The sequence below is a fragment of the Leucobacter sp. HNU genome, from assembly GCF_047946755.1.
GTDB lineage: Bacteria > Actinomycetota > Actinomycetes > Actinomycetales > Microbacteriaceae > Leucobacter.
On sequence record NZ_CP178837.1, the window covers coordinates 3,297,705 to 3,316,719 of the forward strand.

13 protein-coding genes and 2 pseudogenes are annotated in these 19,015 nt (G+C 72.4%); 9 read left to right on the forward strand and 6 right to left on the reverse strand.

Features of this window, described 5'->3' with window-relative positions; translation table 11 throughout:
* Positions 1–85: 85 nt before the first annotated feature.
* On the reverse strand, positions 86–3,667 hold the full coding sequence (locus AB3K78_RS16130) for a proline dehydrogenase family protein (RefSeq protein WP_416444934.1): 3,582 nt from the start codon (positions 3,665–3,667) through the stop codon (positions 86–88).
* Between the two features lie 134 nt (positions 3,668–3,801).
* On the opposite strand from AB3K78_RS16130, the gene AB3K78_RS16135 reads away from it, so the two are divergent.
* The 3 genes from AB3K78_RS16135 to AB3K78_RS16145 all read left to right on the forward strand — a co-directional run bounded on the left by AB3K78_RS16135 (position 3,802) and on the right by AB3K78_RS16145 (position 6,496).
* Positions 3,802–4,743 (forward strand): LysR family transcriptional regulator, encoded by a 942-nt coding sequence (locus AB3K78_RS16135; protein WP_416447386.1) that lies wholly within the window; start codon positions 3,802–3,804, stop codon positions 4,741–4,743.
* A 94-nt stretch (positions 4,744–4,837) separates the two neighbouring features.
* Positions 4,838–5,578, forward strand: coding sequence for an endonuclease/exonuclease/phosphatase family protein (locus tag AB3K78_RS16140; RefSeq protein WP_416444935.1), 741 nt, complete (start codon positions 4,838–4,840; stop codon positions 5,576–5,578).
* Positions 5,579–5,608: 30 nt separating this feature from the next.
* Positions 5,609–6,496 carry a DMT family transporter gene (locus AB3K78_RS16145; RefSeq protein WP_416444937.1) on the forward strand — a complete coding sequence of 296 codons (888 nt, stop codon included), beginning with the start codon at positions 5,609–5,611 and terminating at the stop codon, positions 6,494–6,496.
* A 9-nt stretch (positions 6,497–6,505) separates the two neighbouring features.
* Here AB3K78_RS16145 and AB3K78_RS16150 read toward each other — a convergent pair whose 3' ends face one another.
* Both AB3K78_RS16150 and AB3K78_RS16155 read right to left on the reverse strand, forming a co-directional pair.
* Positions 6,506–7,213 carry a phosphonatase-like hydrolase gene (locus AB3K78_RS16150; protein WP_416444938.1) on the reverse strand — a complete coding sequence of 236 codons (708 nt, stop codon included), beginning with the start codon at positions 7,211–7,213 and terminating at the stop codon, positions 6,506–6,508.
* Complete coding sequence (locus AB3K78_RS16155; RefSeq protein WP_416444940.1) at positions 7,210–8,016, reverse strand: GntR family transcriptional regulator; 807 nt, start codon at positions 8,014–8,016, stop codon at positions 7,210–7,212. Before AB3K78_RS16155 ends, AB3K78_RS16150 begins: the two co-directional genes overlap by 4 nt.
* A 165-nt stretch (positions 8,017–8,181) precedes the next feature.
* Here AB3K78_RS16155 and AB3K78_RS16160 point away from each other — a divergent pair, with 165 nt between their 5' ends.
* From AB3K78_RS16160 to AB3K78_RS16185, 6 genes and pseudogenes are all read left to right on the forward strand, one after another.
* The gene (locus AB3K78_RS16160) at positions 8,182–9,315 is read left to right on the forward strand and encodes a TIGR03364 family FAD-dependent oxidoreductase (protein WP_416444942.1); all 1,134 of its coding nucleotides are present in this window, start codon (positions 8,182–8,184) and stop codon (positions 9,313–9,315) included.
* Positions 9,316–9,501: 186 nt separating this feature from the next.
* Positions 9,502–10,310 (forward strand): annotated as a pseudogene (locus AB3K78_RS16165) (phosphate/phosphite/phosphonate ABC transporter substrate-binding protein).
* Between the two features lie 4 nt (positions 10,311–10,314).
* Positions 10,315–11,070, forward strand: a complete 756-nt coding sequence (locus tag AB3K78_RS16170; RefSeq protein WP_416444944.1) for a phosphonate ABC transporter ATP-binding protein — start codon at positions 10,315–10,317, stop codon at positions 11,068–11,070.
* Positions 11,071–11,079: 9 nt separating this feature from the next.
* Entirely contained in the window at positions 11,080–11,937 is an 858-nt protein-coding gene (gene phnE, locus AB3K78_RS16175; protein WP_416444946.1) for a phosphonate ABC transporter, permease protein PhnE, read from the forward strand.
* Positions 11,913–12,766, forward strand: a pseudogene (locus AB3K78_RS16180) (inositol monophosphatase family protein). Before phnE ends, AB3K78_RS16180 begins: the two are co-directional and overlap by 25 nt.
* Before the next feature lie 74 nt (positions 12,767–12,840).
* Positions 12,841–15,894: a metallophosphoesterase family protein gene (locus AB3K78_RS16185; RefSeq protein WP_416444948.1), complete on the forward strand. Its 3,054-nt coding sequence runs from the start codon at positions 12,841–12,843 to the stop codon at positions 15,892–15,894.
* Positions 15,895–16,860: 966 nt separating this feature from the next.
* On the opposite strand, the gene AB3K78_RS16190 is transcribed toward AB3K78_RS16185, so the two are convergent.
* Genes AB3K78_RS16190 through ddaH form a run of 3 tightly spaced genes read right to left on the reverse strand, consistent with a single transcriptional unit; the run spans position 16,861 to position 18,972 of the window.
* Positions 16,861–17,295 (reverse strand): hypothetical protein, encoded by a 435-nt coding sequence (locus AB3K78_RS16190; RefSeq protein WP_416444950.1) that lies wholly within the window; start codon positions 17,293–17,295, stop codon positions 16,861–16,863.
* Positions 17,229–18,125, reverse strand: a complete 897-nt coding sequence (locus AB3K78_RS16195) for a hypothetical protein (RefSeq protein ID WP_416444952.1) — start codon at positions 18,123–18,125, stop codon at positions 17,229–17,231. The genes AB3K78_RS16190 and AB3K78_RS16195 overlap by 67 nt, the downstream gene beginning before the upstream one ends.
* A complete protein-coding gene (gene ddaH, locus AB3K78_RS16200; RefSeq protein ID WP_416444954.1) occupies positions 18,118–18,972 on the reverse strand; it encodes a dimethylargininase in 855 nt (284 codons plus the stop codon). The genes AB3K78_RS16195 and ddaH overlap by 8 nt, the downstream gene beginning before the upstream one ends.
* Positions 18,973–19,015: the final 43 nt, after the last annotated feature.

Below are 19,015 nucleotides of genomic sequence, written 5' to 3' on the forward strand. Positions count from 1 at the left end.
GGAACGGTCTGCGCTGGTGCAGAGCCTACGCGCAGGGCGCGGGGGCGGGCCAATCGCCGCGGATCGGCCCGCCCCCGTCCCGGTGCTAGATCAGGCCGTCCGACAGGTGGTTCGGCGTGCCGAAGCGGTGGGCCGTGATCGACACCGCCTGCTCGTGCAGGTGCGGCAGCAGCTCGACGCGGCCGGCGGACACGACGGGGCCGTCGTAGATCGCGACGTCGGGCTTGCCGTTCGCGGCGGCGTGCGCTGCGGCCGACACGGCCTCGCGGGACTCGCCCGCGACGATCCGGATCCGCGCCGCGGCGTGCGGGCCGTCCTGCGCGGCGATCGCGGCGACGCGGCGGGTCCAGGCCGCGGCGTCCTCGACGAACACCGGCACGCGCGCCGCGGCGAGGGCCGCGGTGAGCTGGGCGGGCAGTGCGGTCTCGGCGCTGACCGTGGGCGAGCCGCCGGCTGCGACGCCCGCGGCGATCGCGCGCACCGTCTCCCGCAGCGGGGCGTCCGCGGTCGCGCGGATCGTGACCGGCACGGGCAGATAGCGCAGCACGTTCTGCTCGACGCCGAGCTGCGAGGCATCGCGGGCGATGCCGAACTCGTCGTCCCAGGCGCGGTCGTCGGAGCCGAGCGCGGCGCGCAGCCAGGCGAGGTCGTCGCCGGTCACGCCGGCCTGCTCGGCCGCGAGCAGCAGCGGCGCCGCGGCCTGGAGCGGCGCGCGCAGCTCGGACTCGACGGGGGCGTCGACCCAGGAACCGAGGCCGTGCAGGTAGTTCGGCCCGCCCGCCTTGGTGCCCGCGCCGATCGCCGACTTCTTCCAGCCGCCGAACGACTGGCGGCGCACGATCGCGCCGGTGATGCCGCGGTTGACGTAGAGGTTGCCCGCCTGGATGCGGCGCAGCCACAGCTCGAGGTCGTCGCGGTCGAGCGAGTGCAGGCCGCTGGTGAGGCCGTAGTCGATCTCGTTGACCATGTCGATCGCCTCGTCGAGCGTCTTCGCGGTCATGATGCCGAGGATCGGGCCGAAGTACTCGGTCAGGTGGTACTCGGATCCGCGCTTCACGCCTTCGCGGACGCCCGGGCTCCACAGCTTGTTCCCGCCGTCGCGGTCGACCGCGAGGGGGCTGTCGCTCGCGACCGGCTCGGGCGTGATCGCCCAGGTCTCGCCGGCGCCCAACTGGGTGAGGCCGCGCAGCAGCTTGCCCGAGGGGGCGGTGATGATGGTGCCCATCTGGGTCTCGAGGTTCTCGGGGGTGCCGACCTTGAGCGAGCGGACGGCGTCGAGCAGCTGCCCGCGGAACCGCTTCGAGGTGGCGACCGAGCCGACGAGGATCACGAGCGACGCGGCCGAGCACTTCTGGCCCGCGTGGCCGAAGGCCGACTGCGCGACGTCCTTCGCGGCGAGGTCGAGGTCGGCGTTCGGGGTCACGATGATCGCGTTCTTGCCGCTCGTCTCGGCGAGGATCGGCAGATCCCGGCGCAGCTCGCGGAACGCGACCGCGGTCTCGTAGGCGCCGGTGAGGATGAGACGGTCGACGCGCGGATCCGCGACGAGCTTCGAGCCGAGCTCGCGATCGCCGAACTGCACGAACTGCAGCACGTCCTTCGGCACGCCGGCCTCCCACAGCGCCTCGACCATGACGGCGCCCGAGCGGGCCGAGTTGCTCGCGGGCTTGATGATGACCGAAGAACCGGCGGCGAGGGCCGCGAGGGTGCCGCCGGCGGGGATCGCGACCGGGAAGTTCCACGGCGGGATCACCGCGATGAGCTTCTGCGGGCGGTACTCGGCGCCGTCGACGAGGTCGAGCTGCTGGCCGAGCATGGCGTAGTAGTTCGCGAAGTCGATGGCCTCGGAGACCTCGGGATCGCCCTGGTCGAGGGTCTTGCCGCACTCGGAGCCCATGACCTCGAGCAGCTCGGCGCGACGCTCCTCGAGCTTCTCGCCCGCCCGGTAGAGGATCCGGGCGCGCTCGTCCGCGCCGAGCGCCTGCCAGGCATCGGCGGCGGCGACGCCGCGGGCGATGGTCTCGTCGAGCACCTTCGCGTCAGCGATGCGCGACGACTCGACGAGCGCCGATCCGAGCGTCGAGCCCACCATGCGCCCGGCGATGGCCCGGCCCCAGGCGCGGTTGCCCGGCAGGTCGGGATCGGTGTCCGGGGTGTTCTCGAAGCGGCCCTCGCGACCCGCGGCGACGCGCGCCTCGACGCGGGCCTCGGCTCCTGCGGCGTCGTAGGCGCAGCGGTCCTGCTGCCGGTTCGCGGGCGGCACGGCGTAGGTCTCGGGGGTGCCATCGCCGGTGATCGCGGCGAGGTCGGCGAGCGAGGCGAGGAAGCGGTCCTGCTCGCGGGCGAACAGCTGCGCGCTGTCGTTCAGCTCGAACACGGCAGACATGAAGTTCTCCTGGCTCGCGCCCTCCTCGAGGCGGCGGATCAGGTAGGCGATCGCCACGTCGAACTCCTGCGGGTGCACGACGGGGGTGTAGAGCAGCAGCGAGCCGACCTCGCGCTTCACCGCCTCGGCCTGGCCGGTGGCCATGCCGAGCAGCATCTCGAACTCCACGCCGCTCTCGGCGCCGCGCGCCTTCGCGAGCAGCCAGGCGAGGGCGACGTCGAACAGGTTGTGGCCGGCCACGCCGATGCGCACGTTCTTCACGCGATCCGGGGTCAGCGCGTAGTCGATCACGGCCTTGTAGCTGGTGTCGCTCTGCTGCTTCGAGGCCCAGGTGGCCGCGGGCCAGCCGTGGATCGCGGCGTCGACGTGCTCCATCGGCAGGTTCGCGCCCTTCACGATGCGCACCTTGACGGGCGCCCCGCCGGAGGCCGTGCGCTTCGCGGCCCACTCCTGGAGCTGCATCATCGCGCCGAGCGCGTCGGGCAGGTAGGCCTGCAGCACGATGCCGGCCTCGAGGGTCTTGAACTCGGGACGGTCGAGGATCCCCGTGAACACCGCGAGGGTGAGGTCGAGGTCCTTGTACTCCTCCATGTCGAGGTTGATGAACTTGTTCGGGCTCGCCGCCGCGGCGCGCTGGTAGAGGGGGAGGAGCTGGTCCTCGATGTGGGCCACGGCCTCGTCGAACGCCCAGTGGTTGTGCGGGGCGACGGTGGAGGAGACCTTGATCGAGACGTAGTCGACGTCGTCGCGCGCGAGCAGCTTGTGGGTCCCCTCGAGCCGGCGCTCGGCCTCGTGCTGGCCGAGGATCGCCTCGCCGAGCAGGTTGATGTTGAGCTTCACGCCGTCGCGCTTGATCTTCGCGATGGCGGGCCCGAGCTTCGCGTCGCTCGCGTCGATGATGAGGTGGCTGACCATCTCGCGCAGCACTCGGCGGGCGATCGGGACGACGACGCCGGGCAGCGGCTTTGCGAATGCGCCGCCGAGGCCGATGGCGCCGCGCAGCGCGGCGGGCAGGAACTTGGGGGTCAGCGGCGTGAGCTCGTTCAGCTTCTTCGCGGCGGCGCCCAGGTCCTCGGGCCGGACGACGCCGTCCACGAAGCCGACGGTGAAGTCGAGGCCGTTCGGATCGCGCAGCACGCCGGCGAGGCGGGCGGCCGAGGCGTCGGCCGGGATCTCGGCGGCTTCGCGCAGCCAGCGCTGGACGAGCGCGATGGCGTCGTCGGCGAGGTCCTGGGGGCGAACGGTGGGGCTCCCGGTGCGGGTGCTCTGGGTCGTGGTCACGTCTGGTCTTTCTTCGATGCTGGGGTGCACGGCCTCGTGCTGATGGGGTCAGTTTCCCGCGGTTCAAGCATGAAGAAAAGCGACTCTTTCTGAGCAATAATGTGAAGAAGAACTGATGGATGGGAACCCGCGCGATGCTCGACATGAAACGCCTCCGCCTCCTCTGGGAGCTCTCGGCCCGCGGCACCGTGGCCGCCGTCGCCGAGGCCCTCAACTACACGCCCTCCGCGGTCTCCCAGCAGCTCGCCATCCTGGAACGCGAGGCCGGGGTCCCGCTGCTGCGCAAGTCCGGCCGAACGCTCGAACTCACCGCGGCGGCCGAGGCGCTCGTCGCCGACGCGGAAGGGCTCCTCGCGGGGCTGGAACGGGCCGAAGCCGCCCTGCACCGCGGGCTCCCCGAGGTATCGGGCAGCATCCGTGTCGCGGTGTTCCAGACCGCGGTGCTCGCGATCATGCCGCAGGCGCTGCGCCGGCTCCGCACCGAGCACCCGCAGCTGCGCGTCGAAACGGTGCAGTACGAACCGGAGCAGGCGCTCCGCGAGACCTGGGCTCGCGGCTTCGATCTCGTCGTCGCCGAGCAGTACCCGGGGCATGCCGCGCCGCACTTCGCGGGGCTCGACCGCCAGCCGCTCACGAGCGACCGGATCCGGCTCGCCCTGCCGGCCGTCGGCGTCGGCGGCGAGGCCTTCGACCGTGTCCGGACGCTCGCGGACGCCGCGGAACTGCCCTGGGTGATGGAACCCCGCGGCGCGGCCTCCCGGCACTGGGCCGAGCAGGCCTGCCGCGCGGCGGGCTTCGAACCCGACGTGCGGTCCGAGACGGCTGACCTGCAGGCGCACGTGCGCCTCATCGAATCGGGGAACGCGGTCGCCCTGCTGCCCGGCCTCGTCCACGTCGGGCCCGGCTTCGGCGCCGACGCGGGTTCGGAACGGCCGGGGATCCGGCTCGTGACGCTCGCGGGGGATCCGCACCGCACCATCTTCACCGCAGCACGCGCGGCCTCCGGCGGGCGTCCCGCACTCGCGGCGGTGCGGGAAGCACTCGAACACGAGGCGGCGATCCTCGACCTCGTGTGACCCGCGACCGTCCGCCTGGGGAAAAGCGGGGAAACTCGGCGAGCGCAGAGGCTGACGGGCATAGGCTGGCGGCGTCGAACCGAATGGGGTGAGCGTGAAGATCATCAGCTACAACCTGCGCAAGAACCGTGCGGTGACCGAACTCGAGTCGCTCGCCTCCGACCACGGACCCGATGTGGTCTGCCTGCAGGAGGCCGACGCCGTCACCCTGCCCGCGCGGCTCGACGCCCCGGGAGGCGCGCTGCGCCTCGTGCACGCGACCGAGCGCAACCGGCTCGGGCTGGCGATGTACGTCCGCGACGAGCAACTGCACGTGCAGGCCGCGCACACCTACGAGCTCAAGAAGTCGCTGCACGACCGCGTGCTCGCGCCCGCGCACGAGCGCCTCCTCGGGGTGCGCCTGCACGACCGCGGCACGAGCCGGGATCTCGTGGTCGCCTCCTTCCACGCCGCGCCGCTCACCGCGCTGAACTCCCTGCGCCGCGCCCAGATCCACGCGTCGCTCGACCAGCTGCGCCAGCTCGGCCCCGGCCTGCCCGCGCTCATGGTGGGCGACTTCAACTATCCCGTGTTCCAGAACCGGCTCGACGCCGAGATGCGCGAGGCCGGCTACGAGCTCTCGATCAGCGACAAGCGCACCTACACCCGCTACAAGGTGTTCCGCGGGCACTTCGACTTCGCGACGTCGGCCGGGTTCGACATCGACCGCGTGCGCACCCTGAACCGCGGCACCTCGGACCACCTGCCGATCCTCGTGCACGCCCACCCCAGCCTCGCGACGCGGGCCATCGCGCCGGAGGGGCTGCAAGCGGAACGGGCGCACTCCGTCGCGTAGCGCGTGACCGCGCCCCGCTAGCATGAGCGCATGGCCGGGGCGTCGAGGAGCGGAGCGCTGCTCGTGCTCGTCGCCGCGATCCTGTGGGGCACCACCGGAACCGCCGCGACGTTCGCCCCGCATGCGGGCCCCCTCGCGATCGGTGCCGCCGCGATGGGGATCGGCGGCCTGTTGCAGGCCCTCATCGCCGTGCCGCAGCTGCGCCGCGATCGCGAGCGGCTGCGCCGCCACCCGGTGCTGATCGGAGTCGGCGCCGTCGCCGTCGCGATCTACCCGCTCGCCTTCTACGCGGGCATGCACCTCGCCGGCGTCGCCGTCGGCACGGTGGTGGCGCTCGCCTCCGGTCCCATCTTCGCCGCGATCCTGGAGCGCGCGTTCGAGCGTACGCCGCTCGACGGGCGCTGGTTCGCCGGGGCGGGGCTCGGGATCGCGGGCACGGCGCTGCTCGCGCTCGGCGGGCAGGGCAGTGCGGCGGGCGGCGGATCCGTGGCGCTCGGTGTCGGGCTCGCGCTGCTGGCCGGGCTCACCTACGCCGTCTACGCCTGGGCCGCGCGGCGTCTGATGGCCGCGGGCTGCGGTTCGCGCTCCGCGATGGGCGCTGTGTTCGGGGTCGGCGGGGTCCTGCTGCTGCCCGTGCTCGTCGTGACGGGCGGGTCGTTCCTGCAGGATCCGCGCGATCTCGCGGTCGGCACCTACATGGCGATCGTGCCGATGTTCCTCGGCTACCTCGCCTTCGGCGCGGGCCTGCGCACGGTGCCCGCCCGCTCGGCGACCGTGCTGACCCTCGCCGAGCCCGCCGTCGCCGCGGTGCTCGCCTGGGCGGTCGTCGGCGAGCGGCTCGGCGGACTCGGCTGGGCCGGGATCGCGCTCATCGCGCTGAGCCTCGTCGTGTTCTCGCTGCCGCGTGCCCGGCCCTAGGGGCGGCGCCTAGGAGACGCGCGAATCCAGATAGGCGGGAACCTCCGCCACGGAGCCGAGCAGCTCGGTGAAGGGCTGGTCGGCGAACGCGGCGCGATCGAGCTTGCCGCTCAGCACGCCGATGGTGATCGCCGCGCCGGAGTTGGCGCCCGCCTGGACGTCGACGGCGGTGTCGCCCGCGACGACGACGCCCGCGACGTCGAGCACGCCCGTGCGCTCCATGGCGCGGTGGATCATGTAGGGCGCCGGGCGGCCCTGCGCGACCTCGTCCCCGCAGACGAGCGCGTCGACGACGAGCTCAGCGTCCGTCTCGGCGTCGGTGCCCGCGACCGCCCAGCCGAGCTGTCGCAGGATCCCCTCGGCCACGTCGCGCGAGAAGCCGGTGGTGAGCGCGACGCGGATCCCGCGGCCGCGCAGCTCGTCGATCGCCTCGGGGACGCCGGGCATCGCGACGGGCGGCTCCGCGGTGTAGAGCTCGTCGAGGATCGTGCGGAAGCGCTCGAACGCCGCATCGACGAGCTCGTCGTTCGCGCGCCCGCCGCCGAGCTCGACGAGCGCCGTGATGGCGGCCCGCTTCTCGGTGCCCATCCAGGTCTGCAGGTCCGAGGGCGCGACCGTCGCACCGGTCTCGGTCACCGCCCGCTCGAGCGCGCGATAGACGGCTCCGCGGTCGTCGATGGTGGTCCCGGCCATGTCGAATGCGGCGAGGGTGATCATGCGTGCTCCTTGATGAGGCTGGCCGGTCGGACCGGCTCGCGGGGTTCGGGCGACGAGCCGACCGGCTCGCGCGTGATGGGGGTGCGATGCGCGGCCGAGTTCTCGATCACGAAGGTGGCCATGCTCGGCAGGTAGCGGTCGTCGGCGACCTCGATGAGCGCGCCGTGCGCGTCGAACGCGACGCGGCGGGCGCGCAGCAGCGGGTTGCCGGGCACCACGCCGAGCCATTCCGCATCGAGCTGGTGCGCGGCGACGGCGTCGATCGTGTGCCGGGCGCGCACGGGGGTGATGTAGAGCGCGCTGAGATGCTGGTAGATGCTGCCGCGGTCGAGGTCCGCCGTGAGCAGGTGCTTGCCGACCCAGAAGGGGAACAGCGAGCGCTCGAGCATGGCCGGCTTGCCGTCGAGCAGGCGGAGCCGGACGATCTCGACGACCGGGTCGCCCTCGGTCAGCTGCAGGTCGCGCGCGATCTCCTCGGTCGCCGGGCGCCGGGCGGCCTCGATGACGCGCTGACCCGGCACGTAGCCCAGGTGGTTCGCCCACTCCGTGAACGAGAGGAAGGTCTCGAACGACTGCGAGGGCACGAGACGCTGCACGCGGGGCGGTGCGCCGCGCCCGCCGACGATCATGCCCTCTGCGCGGAGCGCGGCGAGCGCCTGCCGCACCGGCCCCCGCGAGGTGCCGAACTCGGCGATGAGCGACTTCTCGCTCGGAACGCGTTCTCCCTGCACCCACTCGCCGGTACGGATGCGTTCGATCATCGCATCGTACAGCTGTGCGTGCAGCGGCTTCGTCTCGGTCATGTGAGCAGCGTACAAGTTGTCAAGACCGGTTTGGAGGGCCTCCGGATCCCCGGAAGTGAACAGTTGGTAGCCGGATCGGAGCGAAACCTGAACGGCGGTGAACACTCCGCGAACTCGCCCGTTTCGAGTTGTCATGACTAGTTGCCGCGCCGCATCCTCGTTGCCATGACACCTCGACCCTCACCGCTCCACGTCGCGATCGTCGGCGCCGGGATCGTCGGCCTCGCTCACGCGGTCGCCGCGCTCGACGCCGGCCATCGCGTGACCGTGGTGGAGCAGGACTCCGCGGCCGTGACCGCGAGCGTCCGCAACTTCGGCCACGCCTGCGTCTCGGTCCAGGCGGGCGAGATCGGCGAACTCGCCGTTCGCGCCCGCGAGATCTGGCTCGACCTGATCGACCGGACGGGCCTCGAAGCCCGCGTCTCGGGGACGCTCGCCGTGGCGCGCAGCGCAGCCGAGGCCGCGGTGCTCGAGGATCTGGCCGCGCGCGACACGGCGATGCCCTCCGAACTGCTCACCGGATCCGCTGCCGGGCGCGTGCTCGGCACCGCGGGCTCCGCCGCCGAGCCCCGCGCCGGCCTGCTGCTGCCGAACGACCTGACCGCGAACCCCCGCACCGCGGTCGCCCGGATCGCGGCCTGGGTCGACGCCCACGAGCGCGGCGAAGTGCGGTTCGCGACGACCGCGACCGCCGTCGGCACCGGGGTGCTCACGACGAGTCGCGGAGCGATCCGCGCCGACCGCATCGTGGTCGCGGCGGGGCACCTGCTCAGTCGCCTGCTGCCCGGGACCGCCGAGGCCGGCGAGGTCCGCGAGTGCGCGCTCCAGATGACCCGCGTCGTCGCCCCGGCAGGTCTCGCACTCGGGCCGGCCGTGCTCACGGGCACCTCGATGCTCCGCTACGGGGCGTTCGCGGGCCCGGCGGCCGAGGCCCTGCGCGCCGAGATCCTGCGGGACCGCCCCGAGCTGCTCGAGATCGGCGCCAACGTCATGTTCACCCACCAGCAGGACGGCACGCTGCTCGTCGGCGACTCGCACGAGGACTTCGACAGCGCGCCGCCGTTCATGCACGAGCGCTGGAGCCGTCTCCTGCTCGACGAGGCCGCGCGCGTGCTCGGCCTCGGATCGGGCGCCGACTTCGAGGTGGTCGAGCGCTGGCAGGGCGTGTACGCCACGAGCGCCCGCCAGGACCTCCTCGTCGAGAGCCCGATCGACGGCGTCACCGCGGTCGCCGTCACCACCGGCGTCGGCATGACCGTCGGCCTCGCGCTCGGAGAGCGCGTGGTCGCCGGCTTCTAGCCGACGCGCCCCCAGTCTTCACCGACCCGTTCCACCCACGCACACCTCACACCCGCCCTCACCACACACAGGAGAATCACCGTGAGAAAGTCCCTCGCCATCGCCGCATCCGCCGCGGCGCTGCTCGCCCTCGGTCTGACCGGCTGCTCGTCGGCCGCGTCCGGCACCGCCGCCGCGGGCAAGGACGTGACCTGCCCCAACGGAAAGATCAAGTTCGGCATCCTCCCCTACGAGGACCCGAGCCGCCTTGAGCCCGCCTACAAGACCCTCGCCAAGGCGCTCGAGAAGAAGCTCGACTGCCCCGTCGAGGTCGTCATCACCGAGGACTACGCGGCCGAGGTTCTCGCGATGGAGAACGGCAAGCTCGACGTGGCCGAGTTCGGCCCGCTCGGCTTCGTGTTCGCCAGTGAGCGCGCCAAGGCGGTGCCGCTCGTCTCCTTCGGCGACGCCGAGGGCAAGCCCACCACCTACACCGCGGGCATCTGGGTCAAGAAGGACTCCCCGTCAAGACGATCGAAGATCTGAAGGGGCGCACCCTCGCCCTCGGCAGCCCCGGTTCGACCTCGGGCGACGCGTTCCCGATGTCGGCGCTGAAGGACGTCGGCATCGACAAGGAGGTCCGCTCCGACTACGCCGGCGGCCACCCGGAGGCGCTCCTCGCGCTCGTCAACGGCACCGTCGATGCGGCCGAGATCAACTCGCAGACGCTCGAGAGCGCCAAGTCCGAGGGCACGTTCGACGAGAGCAAGTTCCGCCAGGTCTGGAAGTCGAACCCGATCCCGAACGATCCGATCACCGTCCGCAGCGATGCGCCCAAGGAGTTCCAGGACGCCGTGAAGCAGGCGTTCCTCGAGCTCGACCCGAAGGATGTGGCCGAGGTCGGCAAGTTCCTCGACGTGGATCCCGCAGGCCCCATGATCGAGGTCACCAAGGAGACCTACCAGCCGCTGTTCGACCTGGCCAAGACCATGGGCCTCACCGAGAAGGACGTCTGATCCGATGACCACCGACACCGCTCGCGAGGTCCTGCTGGACGTTCGCAAGATCTCCAAGAGCTTCGGCGACCGCGTCGTGCTGCGCGATATGAGCATGCAGGTGCACGCCGGCGAGGTCGTGGCGTTCCTCGGGGCCAACGGCTCCGGGAAGTCGACCACCCTCCGAGCGGTGAACGGTCTCATCGAGGCGGACTCCGGCGACATCGAGATCTCCGGGGTCCGCCTCACCGAGGCCAGCGGCGCGCGCCGGGCGGAAGCCCGCCGCTCCGCCGCGACCGTGTTCCAGAAGATCCACCTGGTGGGCCGCCGCAGCGTGCTGCAGAATGTCTGCGCCGGCGGCTTCGCCCGCCTCGCCACCCTGCGCTCCGTCCCGCCGCTGTTCGGTACGGAGCTCAAGGAGGAGGCGATGGCCTGCCTCGATCGCGTCGGCCTCACCGATCGCGCACACGACCGCGCGGGCAGCCTGTCGGGCGGTCAGCAGCAGCGCGTGGCGATCGCCCGCGCGCTCTGCCAGCGCCCCCGGATCCTGCTCGCCGACGAGCCCGTCTCGGCGCTCGACCCGCGCGCGGCGGACGACGTGATGGCCCTGCTGCACGAGCTCGCGGTCGAGGAGAACCTCGGAGTCGCCGCGGTGCTGCACCAGCCCCACCTCGCCCGCAAGTACGCGCACCGCGTGATCGGCCTGCGGGACGGCAACCTGGCGTTCGACGCGCCCATCGACGACATCGACGACGCGGCGCTCGCCGCCCTCTACGTGTAAGGGATCCCCGTGACCGCACCCATCGACACCGCTGCCGACACCGGCACTGAGCCGGACGGCCGGTCCCCGCGCCGTCTGCCCGTCCCGCGCGACGCGAAGGCGCCCATGCGCGCCACCTCGTGGACCGTCGGGATCCTGATCCTCGTCGCCCTGCACTGGATCGCCTTCGAGAGCACTGATTTCCGCCTCGACTCGCTCGTCTCGGGAGCGCAGGGCATGGGCCGGTTCATCGCCGAGGCGTTCCCGCCCGACCTCAGCCCCGAGGTGCTCAGCGACGGCGCCCAGGGCGTGCTGCAGACCCTCTGGGTCGGCCTGCTCGGCACGACCGTCTCCGTGCCGTTCGCGCTGCTGCTCGCGGTGTTCGGCGCGCGGACCACCGCGCCCAACGCCTTCGTCTACCAGGTGGCCCGCGCGATCCTGTCGTTCTTCCGCGCCGTGCCCGATATCGTCTTCGCCCTCATCTTCGTGACCGCGGTCGGCCTCGGTCCCTTCGCGGGCGTGCTCGCCCTCATCTGCCACAACACCGGCGTCATGGGCAAGCTCTGGTCGGAGGCGATGGAGGAGGTCGATCCCGGGCCCGAGCAGGCGCTCGGCACCGCCGGCGCGAACCGGTTCCAGGTCGTCGCGAACGCCACCATTCCGACCGTGCTGCCCCAGCTGACCGGACTGCTGCTGTACCGCTTCGACGTCAACGTGCGCTCCTCGCTCGTGCTCGGCCTCGTCGGCGCGGGCGGCATCGGCCTGCTCATCAACAAGTCGATCAAGACATTCCAGTTCGACCAGATGCTCACCTACCTGATCATGGTGCTCATCCTCATCGTGGTCGTGGACCTCGCCTCGGCGTGGATCCGCAAGCGACTCCAGTAGGGCCCGCCGTGTACGACGACGACCTGCGGCTCGCGCACGAGCTCGCCGACCTCGCAGACTCCATCGCCCTGCCGCGCTTCTCCGCCGAGGGCTGCGCAGCAGCCGCAAGCCCGACGGATCATTCGTCACCGAGGCCGACACCGCGACCGAGCGCGCGCTGCGCGCCCGGCTCGCTGAACGCCGCCCCCGCGACGGATTCCTCGGCGAGGAGACGGGGGAGTCCACCGAGACGGGCGACTCCGCCTCCGGCCGTCGCCGCTGGATCATCGACCCCATCGACGGCACTGCCAACTACCTGCGCGGCGTCCCCAACTGGGGCACCCTCATCGCGCTCGAGGTCGACGGGGTTCCCGTGCTCGGCGTCGTGTCGGCACCCGCGATGGGCGCCCGCTGGTGGGCCGTTACCGGGTCGGGCGCCTGGAAGCGCTCGACCGCGCCGGGCGTCACCGACGCGGCGGGCGAGCCCCGCCGGCTGCGCGTCAGCGAGGTCGACGTGCTCGACGAGGCCTCGCTCAGCTTCCAGGGCATCGATACCTGGGAGGCCGCTGGCCGGCGCGAGCAACTGCTCGACCTCGCGTCCCGCGTCTGGCGGGATCGCGCCTACGGCGACCTCTGGTCGTACATGCTCCTCGCCGAAGGCGCGGTCGACATCGTCTGCGAGTTCGATGTCAAGCCCTACGACATCGCCGCGATCCTGCCGATCGTGCGCGAGGCCGGCGGATCCTGCACGGACGCCACGGGCGAGGAATCCCACACCTCCGGCGAACTGCTCGCCACCAACGGGCGCCTGCATGCGTCCGCGCTCGCCGCCATCGCGCAGCGAGCCTGATCCCGCGCCGTTCGCCGCGTTCGTCGCTTTCCTCCACCCGATTCACCCGCCCCTCCCCGAACCGAAGAGAGCAGATGCATCCCTCAGCCCCCTCGGCGTCCCGCCGACGCTCCGGCCTCGCTGCCGGCGCGCTCCTCGCCCTGATGTCCGGCCTCGTCGTCCCTGCGGCGGCCCCGGCGTTCGCCGCACCCGCCCACCTCGCCGAGACCTTCGAGACCGCGTCGTCGGCGCAGACCCCGCCCGCGGGCTGGCTCGTCGACCGCGTCAACACGACCGGCATGCGCGCCGGCTGGGAGGGCTGGACCTTCCACACCACCGCCGAGGTGACCCAGGAGTTCGGCAGCACCGGCGACCGCGGCAGCTTCGGCAAAGCCTCGGGCATGGTCGCCGTCGTGCAGTCCGACTCCAACCGCCCCGCCACCGGCACCTTCGACTCGACCCTGTGGTCGGCGCCGCTCACCATCGCCGACCGCACGGGCGCCGTCACCGTGCAGTTCGACAGCCACTACAAGCAGGGGCAGAACCCGCCGTCGCAGCTGCTCGCCCGCATCGACGGCGGCGCCCCCGTCGTGGTCAAGTCGTACGGCGCCAACGGACTCAACACGAGCGAGTCGGTCACATTCGACGTGCCGAAGTCCGCGACCACGGTCCAGGTGGGCTGGGCCTACCTGCAGAGCAGCAACAACTGGTTCTGGATGATCGACAACGTCGACATCGCCGAGGCGGCTCCGAAGGCCGTCGACCTCAAGATCCTGTCGGCCGCGAAGCCGCTCGCGGTCCCCGGCGCCCCGCTCGCCGTGCGCATCGGCGGCCTCCGGGACGGGCAGCAGCTCGCCGCCGATCTCGCCGGCGCTCCCGTGACCGGGATCCCCAAGGCCGGCGCAGACGGCACCGTGAGCTTCGACGTGACCGTGCCCGCCGGCTCCGCAGCGGGCGTGCGCACCCTCTCGCTCAGCGGCGAGGGGATCGCCCCGGCGAAGCTGCCCGTGACCGTCGTCGCGAAGGCCGCCGGAACCGCGAACAGCACGGAACCGCAGCGCTGGTTCGACGGCATCGAATCGACCGAGCAGTGGGAGTTCCCGGCCTCCGGCTGGGAGCAGACCACGCTCGCTCGGGTCATCGATACCTTCGGAGTGGATCGCCGCCAGGCTTTCACCCGCGCATCCGGCAAGATCGCCGTCGCCGACGCGTCGAAGACCGCCGTCGACAGCGTGCTGCGGACGAAGCCGATCCGAGTGACCTCGCGCGACGCGCTCGAACTCCGCTTCGACAGCCACTACCGCAAGCGCGGAGGCAGCCAGCGCGCCGCCGTCACCGCGGTGTTCGACACCGGTCAGCGCGTCGCGCTGAACGAATGGACGACCACGGACCAGGAATCGGCGCAGCCGCGCCTGCCCTTCACCGTGCCCGCCGGCGCCAAGTCGATGACGCTCGAGTTCGCGTTCGCGGCCGACGCCGGGGCCGGATCCTGGATGATCGACGACGTCGCGATCGTGAAGCCGCTCGCGGCGCTCGCCGCCGACGCGCGGCCCGTCGCCGCGGTCGACGTGATCAGCGACATCCAGGGCGCGACCGCGCGCCTGCGGGACCAGACCCTGCCGGGCCTGCGCTCGCTCACCCCGAAGGCGAGCACGATCGTCGCGAACGGCGACCTCACGAGCAACGGCACCGCGACCCAGTACGACGACTACTTCGCGGCCTTCAACGCCGGCGGCGGCAAGGACTACGCCACCCGCATCTCGACCATCGGCAACCACGAGTACTACGGATCCGACGGCGTGCCCGCCTACGTGAAGCGGTTCCTCGACAAGACGAGCATGCGCGAGGTCGGCGGCCAGGGCGGCCTCTGGGGCGAGCAGCTCGTCGACGGACAGTTGCCGCTGCTCTGGCTCGGCAGCGAGGGCCACGTGTACCACGGGGGCGGCGGACCGTTCGTCGACCTCTCGGATCAGCAGTTCACCTGGCTGAGCGAGCGCCTCGCCTACTGGAAGTCGCAGGGCAAGCCGGTACTGCTCATGACGCACCACGTGTTCAACAACTCCGTCTCGGGCACCTACGCCAAGTTCTACCAGGGTGACTACGGCGCCGACACCGAGCGCATCGAGGCCCTGCTCGCGCAGTACTCGAACGTGACCGTGCTCACCTCGCACACCCACTGGTCGCCCGAGCTGAACGACTGGTCGGTGGAGCAGCGCTTCGATCCGACCACGGCCTCCGGCCCGACGATCGTCAACACGGCGGCCGTCACCACCCAGTACGGCCCGAGCGGCGACTGGAACGAGACCGCCGTCGGCGGCGCCGACCCGATCGGCCTGCGCGTCGGGCTCTACCAGGACCGACTGCGGGTCACCGCCTATTACTTCGGGGCAGGCGGAGCGGCGCGCGAGGCGAAGCACATCGACGTCGCGCTGCCGGCCGATGCCGAGCAGCCCGTCGCACCGAAGCTGACGGTGCCCGGGAACGATGCCGGATCGCCGATCTCGGTCGAGGCCGGCGGCAGCGTCGGGATCGCCGGGTCCGGCTTCGCGCCCGACGAGCAGCTCGCGCTCGAACTCCACTCCACGCCGGTGGCCCTCGGCACGGCGACTGCGGACGAGCACGGTGCATTCTCGCAGCGCGTGACCGTGCCCGCGGACGCTCCGGCCGGCGCCCACACCATCGTGGCGCTGCGCGACGGCGAGACCGTCGCCGAACTGCCGATCACGGTGACCCGTGCCGGCACCGGTGCGGGTGCTGGCGCTGGTGCGAATGGGAGCGCGAGTGCGGGCGTCGGTGCGAACGCCGGTGCCGGGGCCGACGGGAACGCGAGTTCCGGGGCCGGTGCGAACAGCAGTTCCGATACCGGGTCGACCGGAACCGCCGACGCCGGTGCCGCTGGCGCGAACGCCGGATCCTCCGCGAACGCCGGATCCTCCGCCGGAGGGAGCGCCTCCTCCGCGGCCGAGTCCACGGGCGCGGCATCGGGCGGGACCGGCGGATCCCTGCCCGTGACCGGTGGCCAGAATCTCGCCCTGTTCGGGATCGCTGCCGCGATCCTGCTCGGTGCGGGCGCGGTGCTCCTGATCCTGCGTCGCCGCCGGGCGAACGGCACCGGCGCGGAGGCTCCGGGCGAGGCCGGAGCCGAGTAGCGCGGCGGGTTCGCGCTGGATCGGCGAGGCCCTCGGCTCCACCCCTGCGGAGCCGAGGGCCTCGCGCCGCACGTGCGCTGCGCCGTGATGTGCGCTGCGCGTGTGCTCCGGTGCGTGGTCGCGATGCGCGTGCTCCGGTGGGTGTTCGCCGCGCGTGCTCCGGTGGGTGTTCGCCGCGGGTGCTTTCCTGCGCCTGCTCGGCGGTGGGCGATCTGCGGAGTGTGCTCTGTGCGCCGCGTCCTGACCGCTGAGTGGGCTGCCCCCGCCCCGCCCCCGTCTGCGGCGAGGAACGGCCATGCCATCGAGAGCGGGGGCAACTGCCGAGGACCCGTGAAGATTTGAGCACGCGGCCCGGCCCTCGTGAGCCGGGCCGCCCCTCGTGAGCCGAGCCGCCCCTCGTGAGCCGAGCCGCCCCTCGTGAGCCGAGCCGCCCCTCGTCGGCGGGGCCCGTCTCTCGTCAGTTGGACCGTCCCTCACTGGCGGGACCATCTTTCGGTGCCGCCGCCGCTCCCCGACACGGCGGAGCTCCCTCGACAGCAGGCCCGCCCCTGGGCGGTGAAACTGTCCTTCGTTGGCGGGACCGCCTCCGCTGCGGAATTGAGGGACGGCCATGCCATCGAGAGCGGGCGCAACTGCCGAGGACCCGTGAAGATTCGAGCACGCGGCCCGGCCCCTCGTGAGCCGGACCCTCCTTCGTCGGTGGGGCCGTCTTTCGGCGTTGGCGCCGCTCCTCGGTTCCGGGACCGTTTCTCGTCACCGGGGCCGTTCCTCGACAGCCCGGCCGTTTCTCGTTACCGGGACCCTCCCTCGGCACCGGGACCCTCCCTCGACACCGCGGAGGCCCCTCGGCAGCGCGACCGTCCGCCGCCGCCGCGACCGCCCTTCGCCGCCGGGACCGTTCCGCACGAGGGGCGCGCACTCCGTAGCAGGAGCACCGTTCGCTCGCCCCGGGCCCGGCGCGCCCGCCTATCGCGGGTCGAGCACCCGCCGCCGGCCCCGAACCGCGAGGCCGGCCACGATCCCCGTCGCCGAGGCGAGCAGCACGACCGCGAGCGGCAGCAGCCAGCCGCCGGTGAGCTCGTGAGCCCATCCGAAGAGGATCGGGCCGAGCCCGGCCAGCAGATAGCCGACCGACTGCGCCATGCCCGACAGGGCCGAAGACGCGGCGTGGCTGGAGGCGCGCTGCGCCATGAGCGTCAGGCTGATGCTCAGGGCACTCCCGCAGGAGAACCCCGCGAGCCCGAGCCAGAGCGCCGGCACGACGCCGGGCAGCAGCACGATGCCGAGTACTCCGGCGATGCAGAGAACCGGCGGGACGATCGGGAGGAACGCGCTCAGCCGGGTCCGGGCGAGGAACGGTGCGGCGAGCGATCCGAGCACGCCGCAGACGTGGAACAGCATGACGTCGAGGCCCGCGACGACGGGCGGCACGGCGCGCGACATTTCGAGGGGGCGAGCCAGGTCGCGAACACGTAGAAGTTCCACGACTGCATGCCCATGTAGATCGCGATCCACCAGGCGAGCGGATCGCGCCAGATCCGGCGGCCGGCCCGGTCGTCGGACGTCGCCGGCCCGGCCGCGGCGGAGCCTCCGACGCCGCGGGGTCCGCGCCCGGCGAAGATCCCGCGTCGGTGGGTCAGGCCCCAGGCGACGAGCGCGATCGGCACGAAGACCCCGCTCGCGAGCAGCGCGATCCGCCAGCCGAACGGGTCGCCGCCGGGCGGTGCGAGGTGGGAGACGGGCACCACGAGCCCGGCCGAGATCGCGGCCGCCCCGCCGAGCAGCGCGGAGTAGACGCCCATGACGAGGGGGATGCGGGAACCGAAGTCGCGCCGGATCGTGACGGGCAGTAGGACGTTGGCGACGGCGAGAGCCGCGCCGATGAGGCAGGTGCCCAGCCACAGGTGCGGGGCGGGGCCGGGCAGCGATCGCCAGACGGTTCCCGCGGTGAGTGCGAGCAGCGACCAGGCGACCGCGGCGTCGGTGCCGATCCGCGTGGCGAGCCCGTGCGCCAGCGGCGACACGAGCCCCCACGCGATCAGCGGGATCGAGGCGAGCAGGCCGAGCGCCGCGGGCGCGGTGCCCTGCGAGGCCGCGATCTCGTCGAGCAGCGGCCCCACGCCAGTGATCGTCATGCGCATGTTGAGCGCGACGAGGCAGACGGTGACGAAGAGGGCGATCCAGTGCCGCGGGGCGGCGCCGGCGCTCAGGCCGCCGCGGGGATCAGACAAGCGCGCGAACGCGGACCGACAGGCAGGTCGGGCAGCCCTCGAGCTTCTCGTACTCCGAGATCTCGACCTCGGTGACGGTGTAGCCGAAGTCGCGCAGCATCGCGGCGGTGCGCGGGGCCGAGGCCGAGATGATCAGTTCGCTCTTGCTCAGGCACACGACCGCGGTGCCGTGCGGCTCGGGGACCGGCACGAAGCGCTCGAAGATCGCGGGGTCGTCGACGAAGTCGGGGAAGCCGATCACGGTGCCGTCGGGCAGGGCGGTGACCGCGGTCTTGAGGTGGAGGACCTTGGTGACGGGCACGGCGACGACCTTGCCGCCGAGCGGGGCGAGGATCGCGCGCAGCTGCGCGACGCCCTCCGCGTTGGTGCGTCCGCCGCGGCCGACGTAGACGGTGTCGCCGATCTTGAGCACGTCGCCGCCGTCGAGGGTGCCGGGCTCGCGGATCTCGGCGATGGGGCAGCCGAGCGCTTCCAGAGCCTTGCGGGTGCCCGCGGTCTCGGGCTTGCGGCTGTCGGCGCCGGGGCGGCTGATCACGGCGACGTTGCGGAACATCACGACGGTGTCCTCGATGAACACCGAGTCGGGGCAGTCGTCGGCGGGGTCGACCTCGATGGTCTCCCAGCCGTGCGCCTGGAGCGCCGCCACGTAGCCGCGCCACTGCTCGCGAGCGCGCTCCAGATCGACCGCGACCTTCTCGATGTGGTCGACGATGCCGTCGTCGAGAAGGGGCTGGGCTGGCGGACGAGTGCGATGCGCGACATGGCTGGGGCTCCTCTGCGGGTGGCTCGATGGGGGATAGCTCCAGGCTATCGCCGACGGAGGTCGTCGCCGTTGGCGCGGGGCCACGGAACCGGATGCGCACCGTTGCGCGGGGTGGGCGCATCGCCGA

Coding starts and splice junctions, on each gene's coding strand:
- AB3K78_RS16135 (WP_416447386.1), top strand. CDS start 3,802: ATGCTCGACATGAAACGCCTCCGCCTCCTCTGGGAGCTCTCGGCCCGC.
- AB3K78_RS16145 (WP_416444937.1), top strand. CDS start 5,609: ATGGCCGGGGCGTCGAGGAGCGGAGCGCTGCTCGTGCTCGTCGCCGCG.
- AB3K78_RS16150 (WP_416444938.1), bottom strand. CDS start 7,213: ATGATCACCCTCGCCGCATTCGACATGGCCGGGACCACCATCGACGAC.
- AB3K78_RS16155 (WP_416444940.1), bottom strand. CDS start 8,016: ATGACCGAGACGAAGCCGCTGCACGCACAGCTGTACGATGCGATGATC.
- AB3K78_RS16160 (WP_416444942.1), top strand. CDS start 8,182: ATGACACCTCGACCCTCACCGCTCCACGTCGCGATCGTCGGCGCCGGG.
- AB3K78_RS16170 (WP_416444944.1), top strand. CDS start 10,315: ATGACCACCGACACCGCTCGCGAGGTCCTGCTGGACGTTCGCAAGATC.
- AB3K78_RS16185 (WP_416444948.1), top strand. CDS start 12,841: ATGCATCCCTCAGCCCCCTCGGCGTCCCGCCGACGCTCCGGCCTCGCT.
- AB3K78_RS16190 (WP_416444950.1), bottom strand. CDS start 17,295: ATGCTGTTCCACGTCTGCGGCGTGCTCGGATCGCTCGCCGCACCGTTC.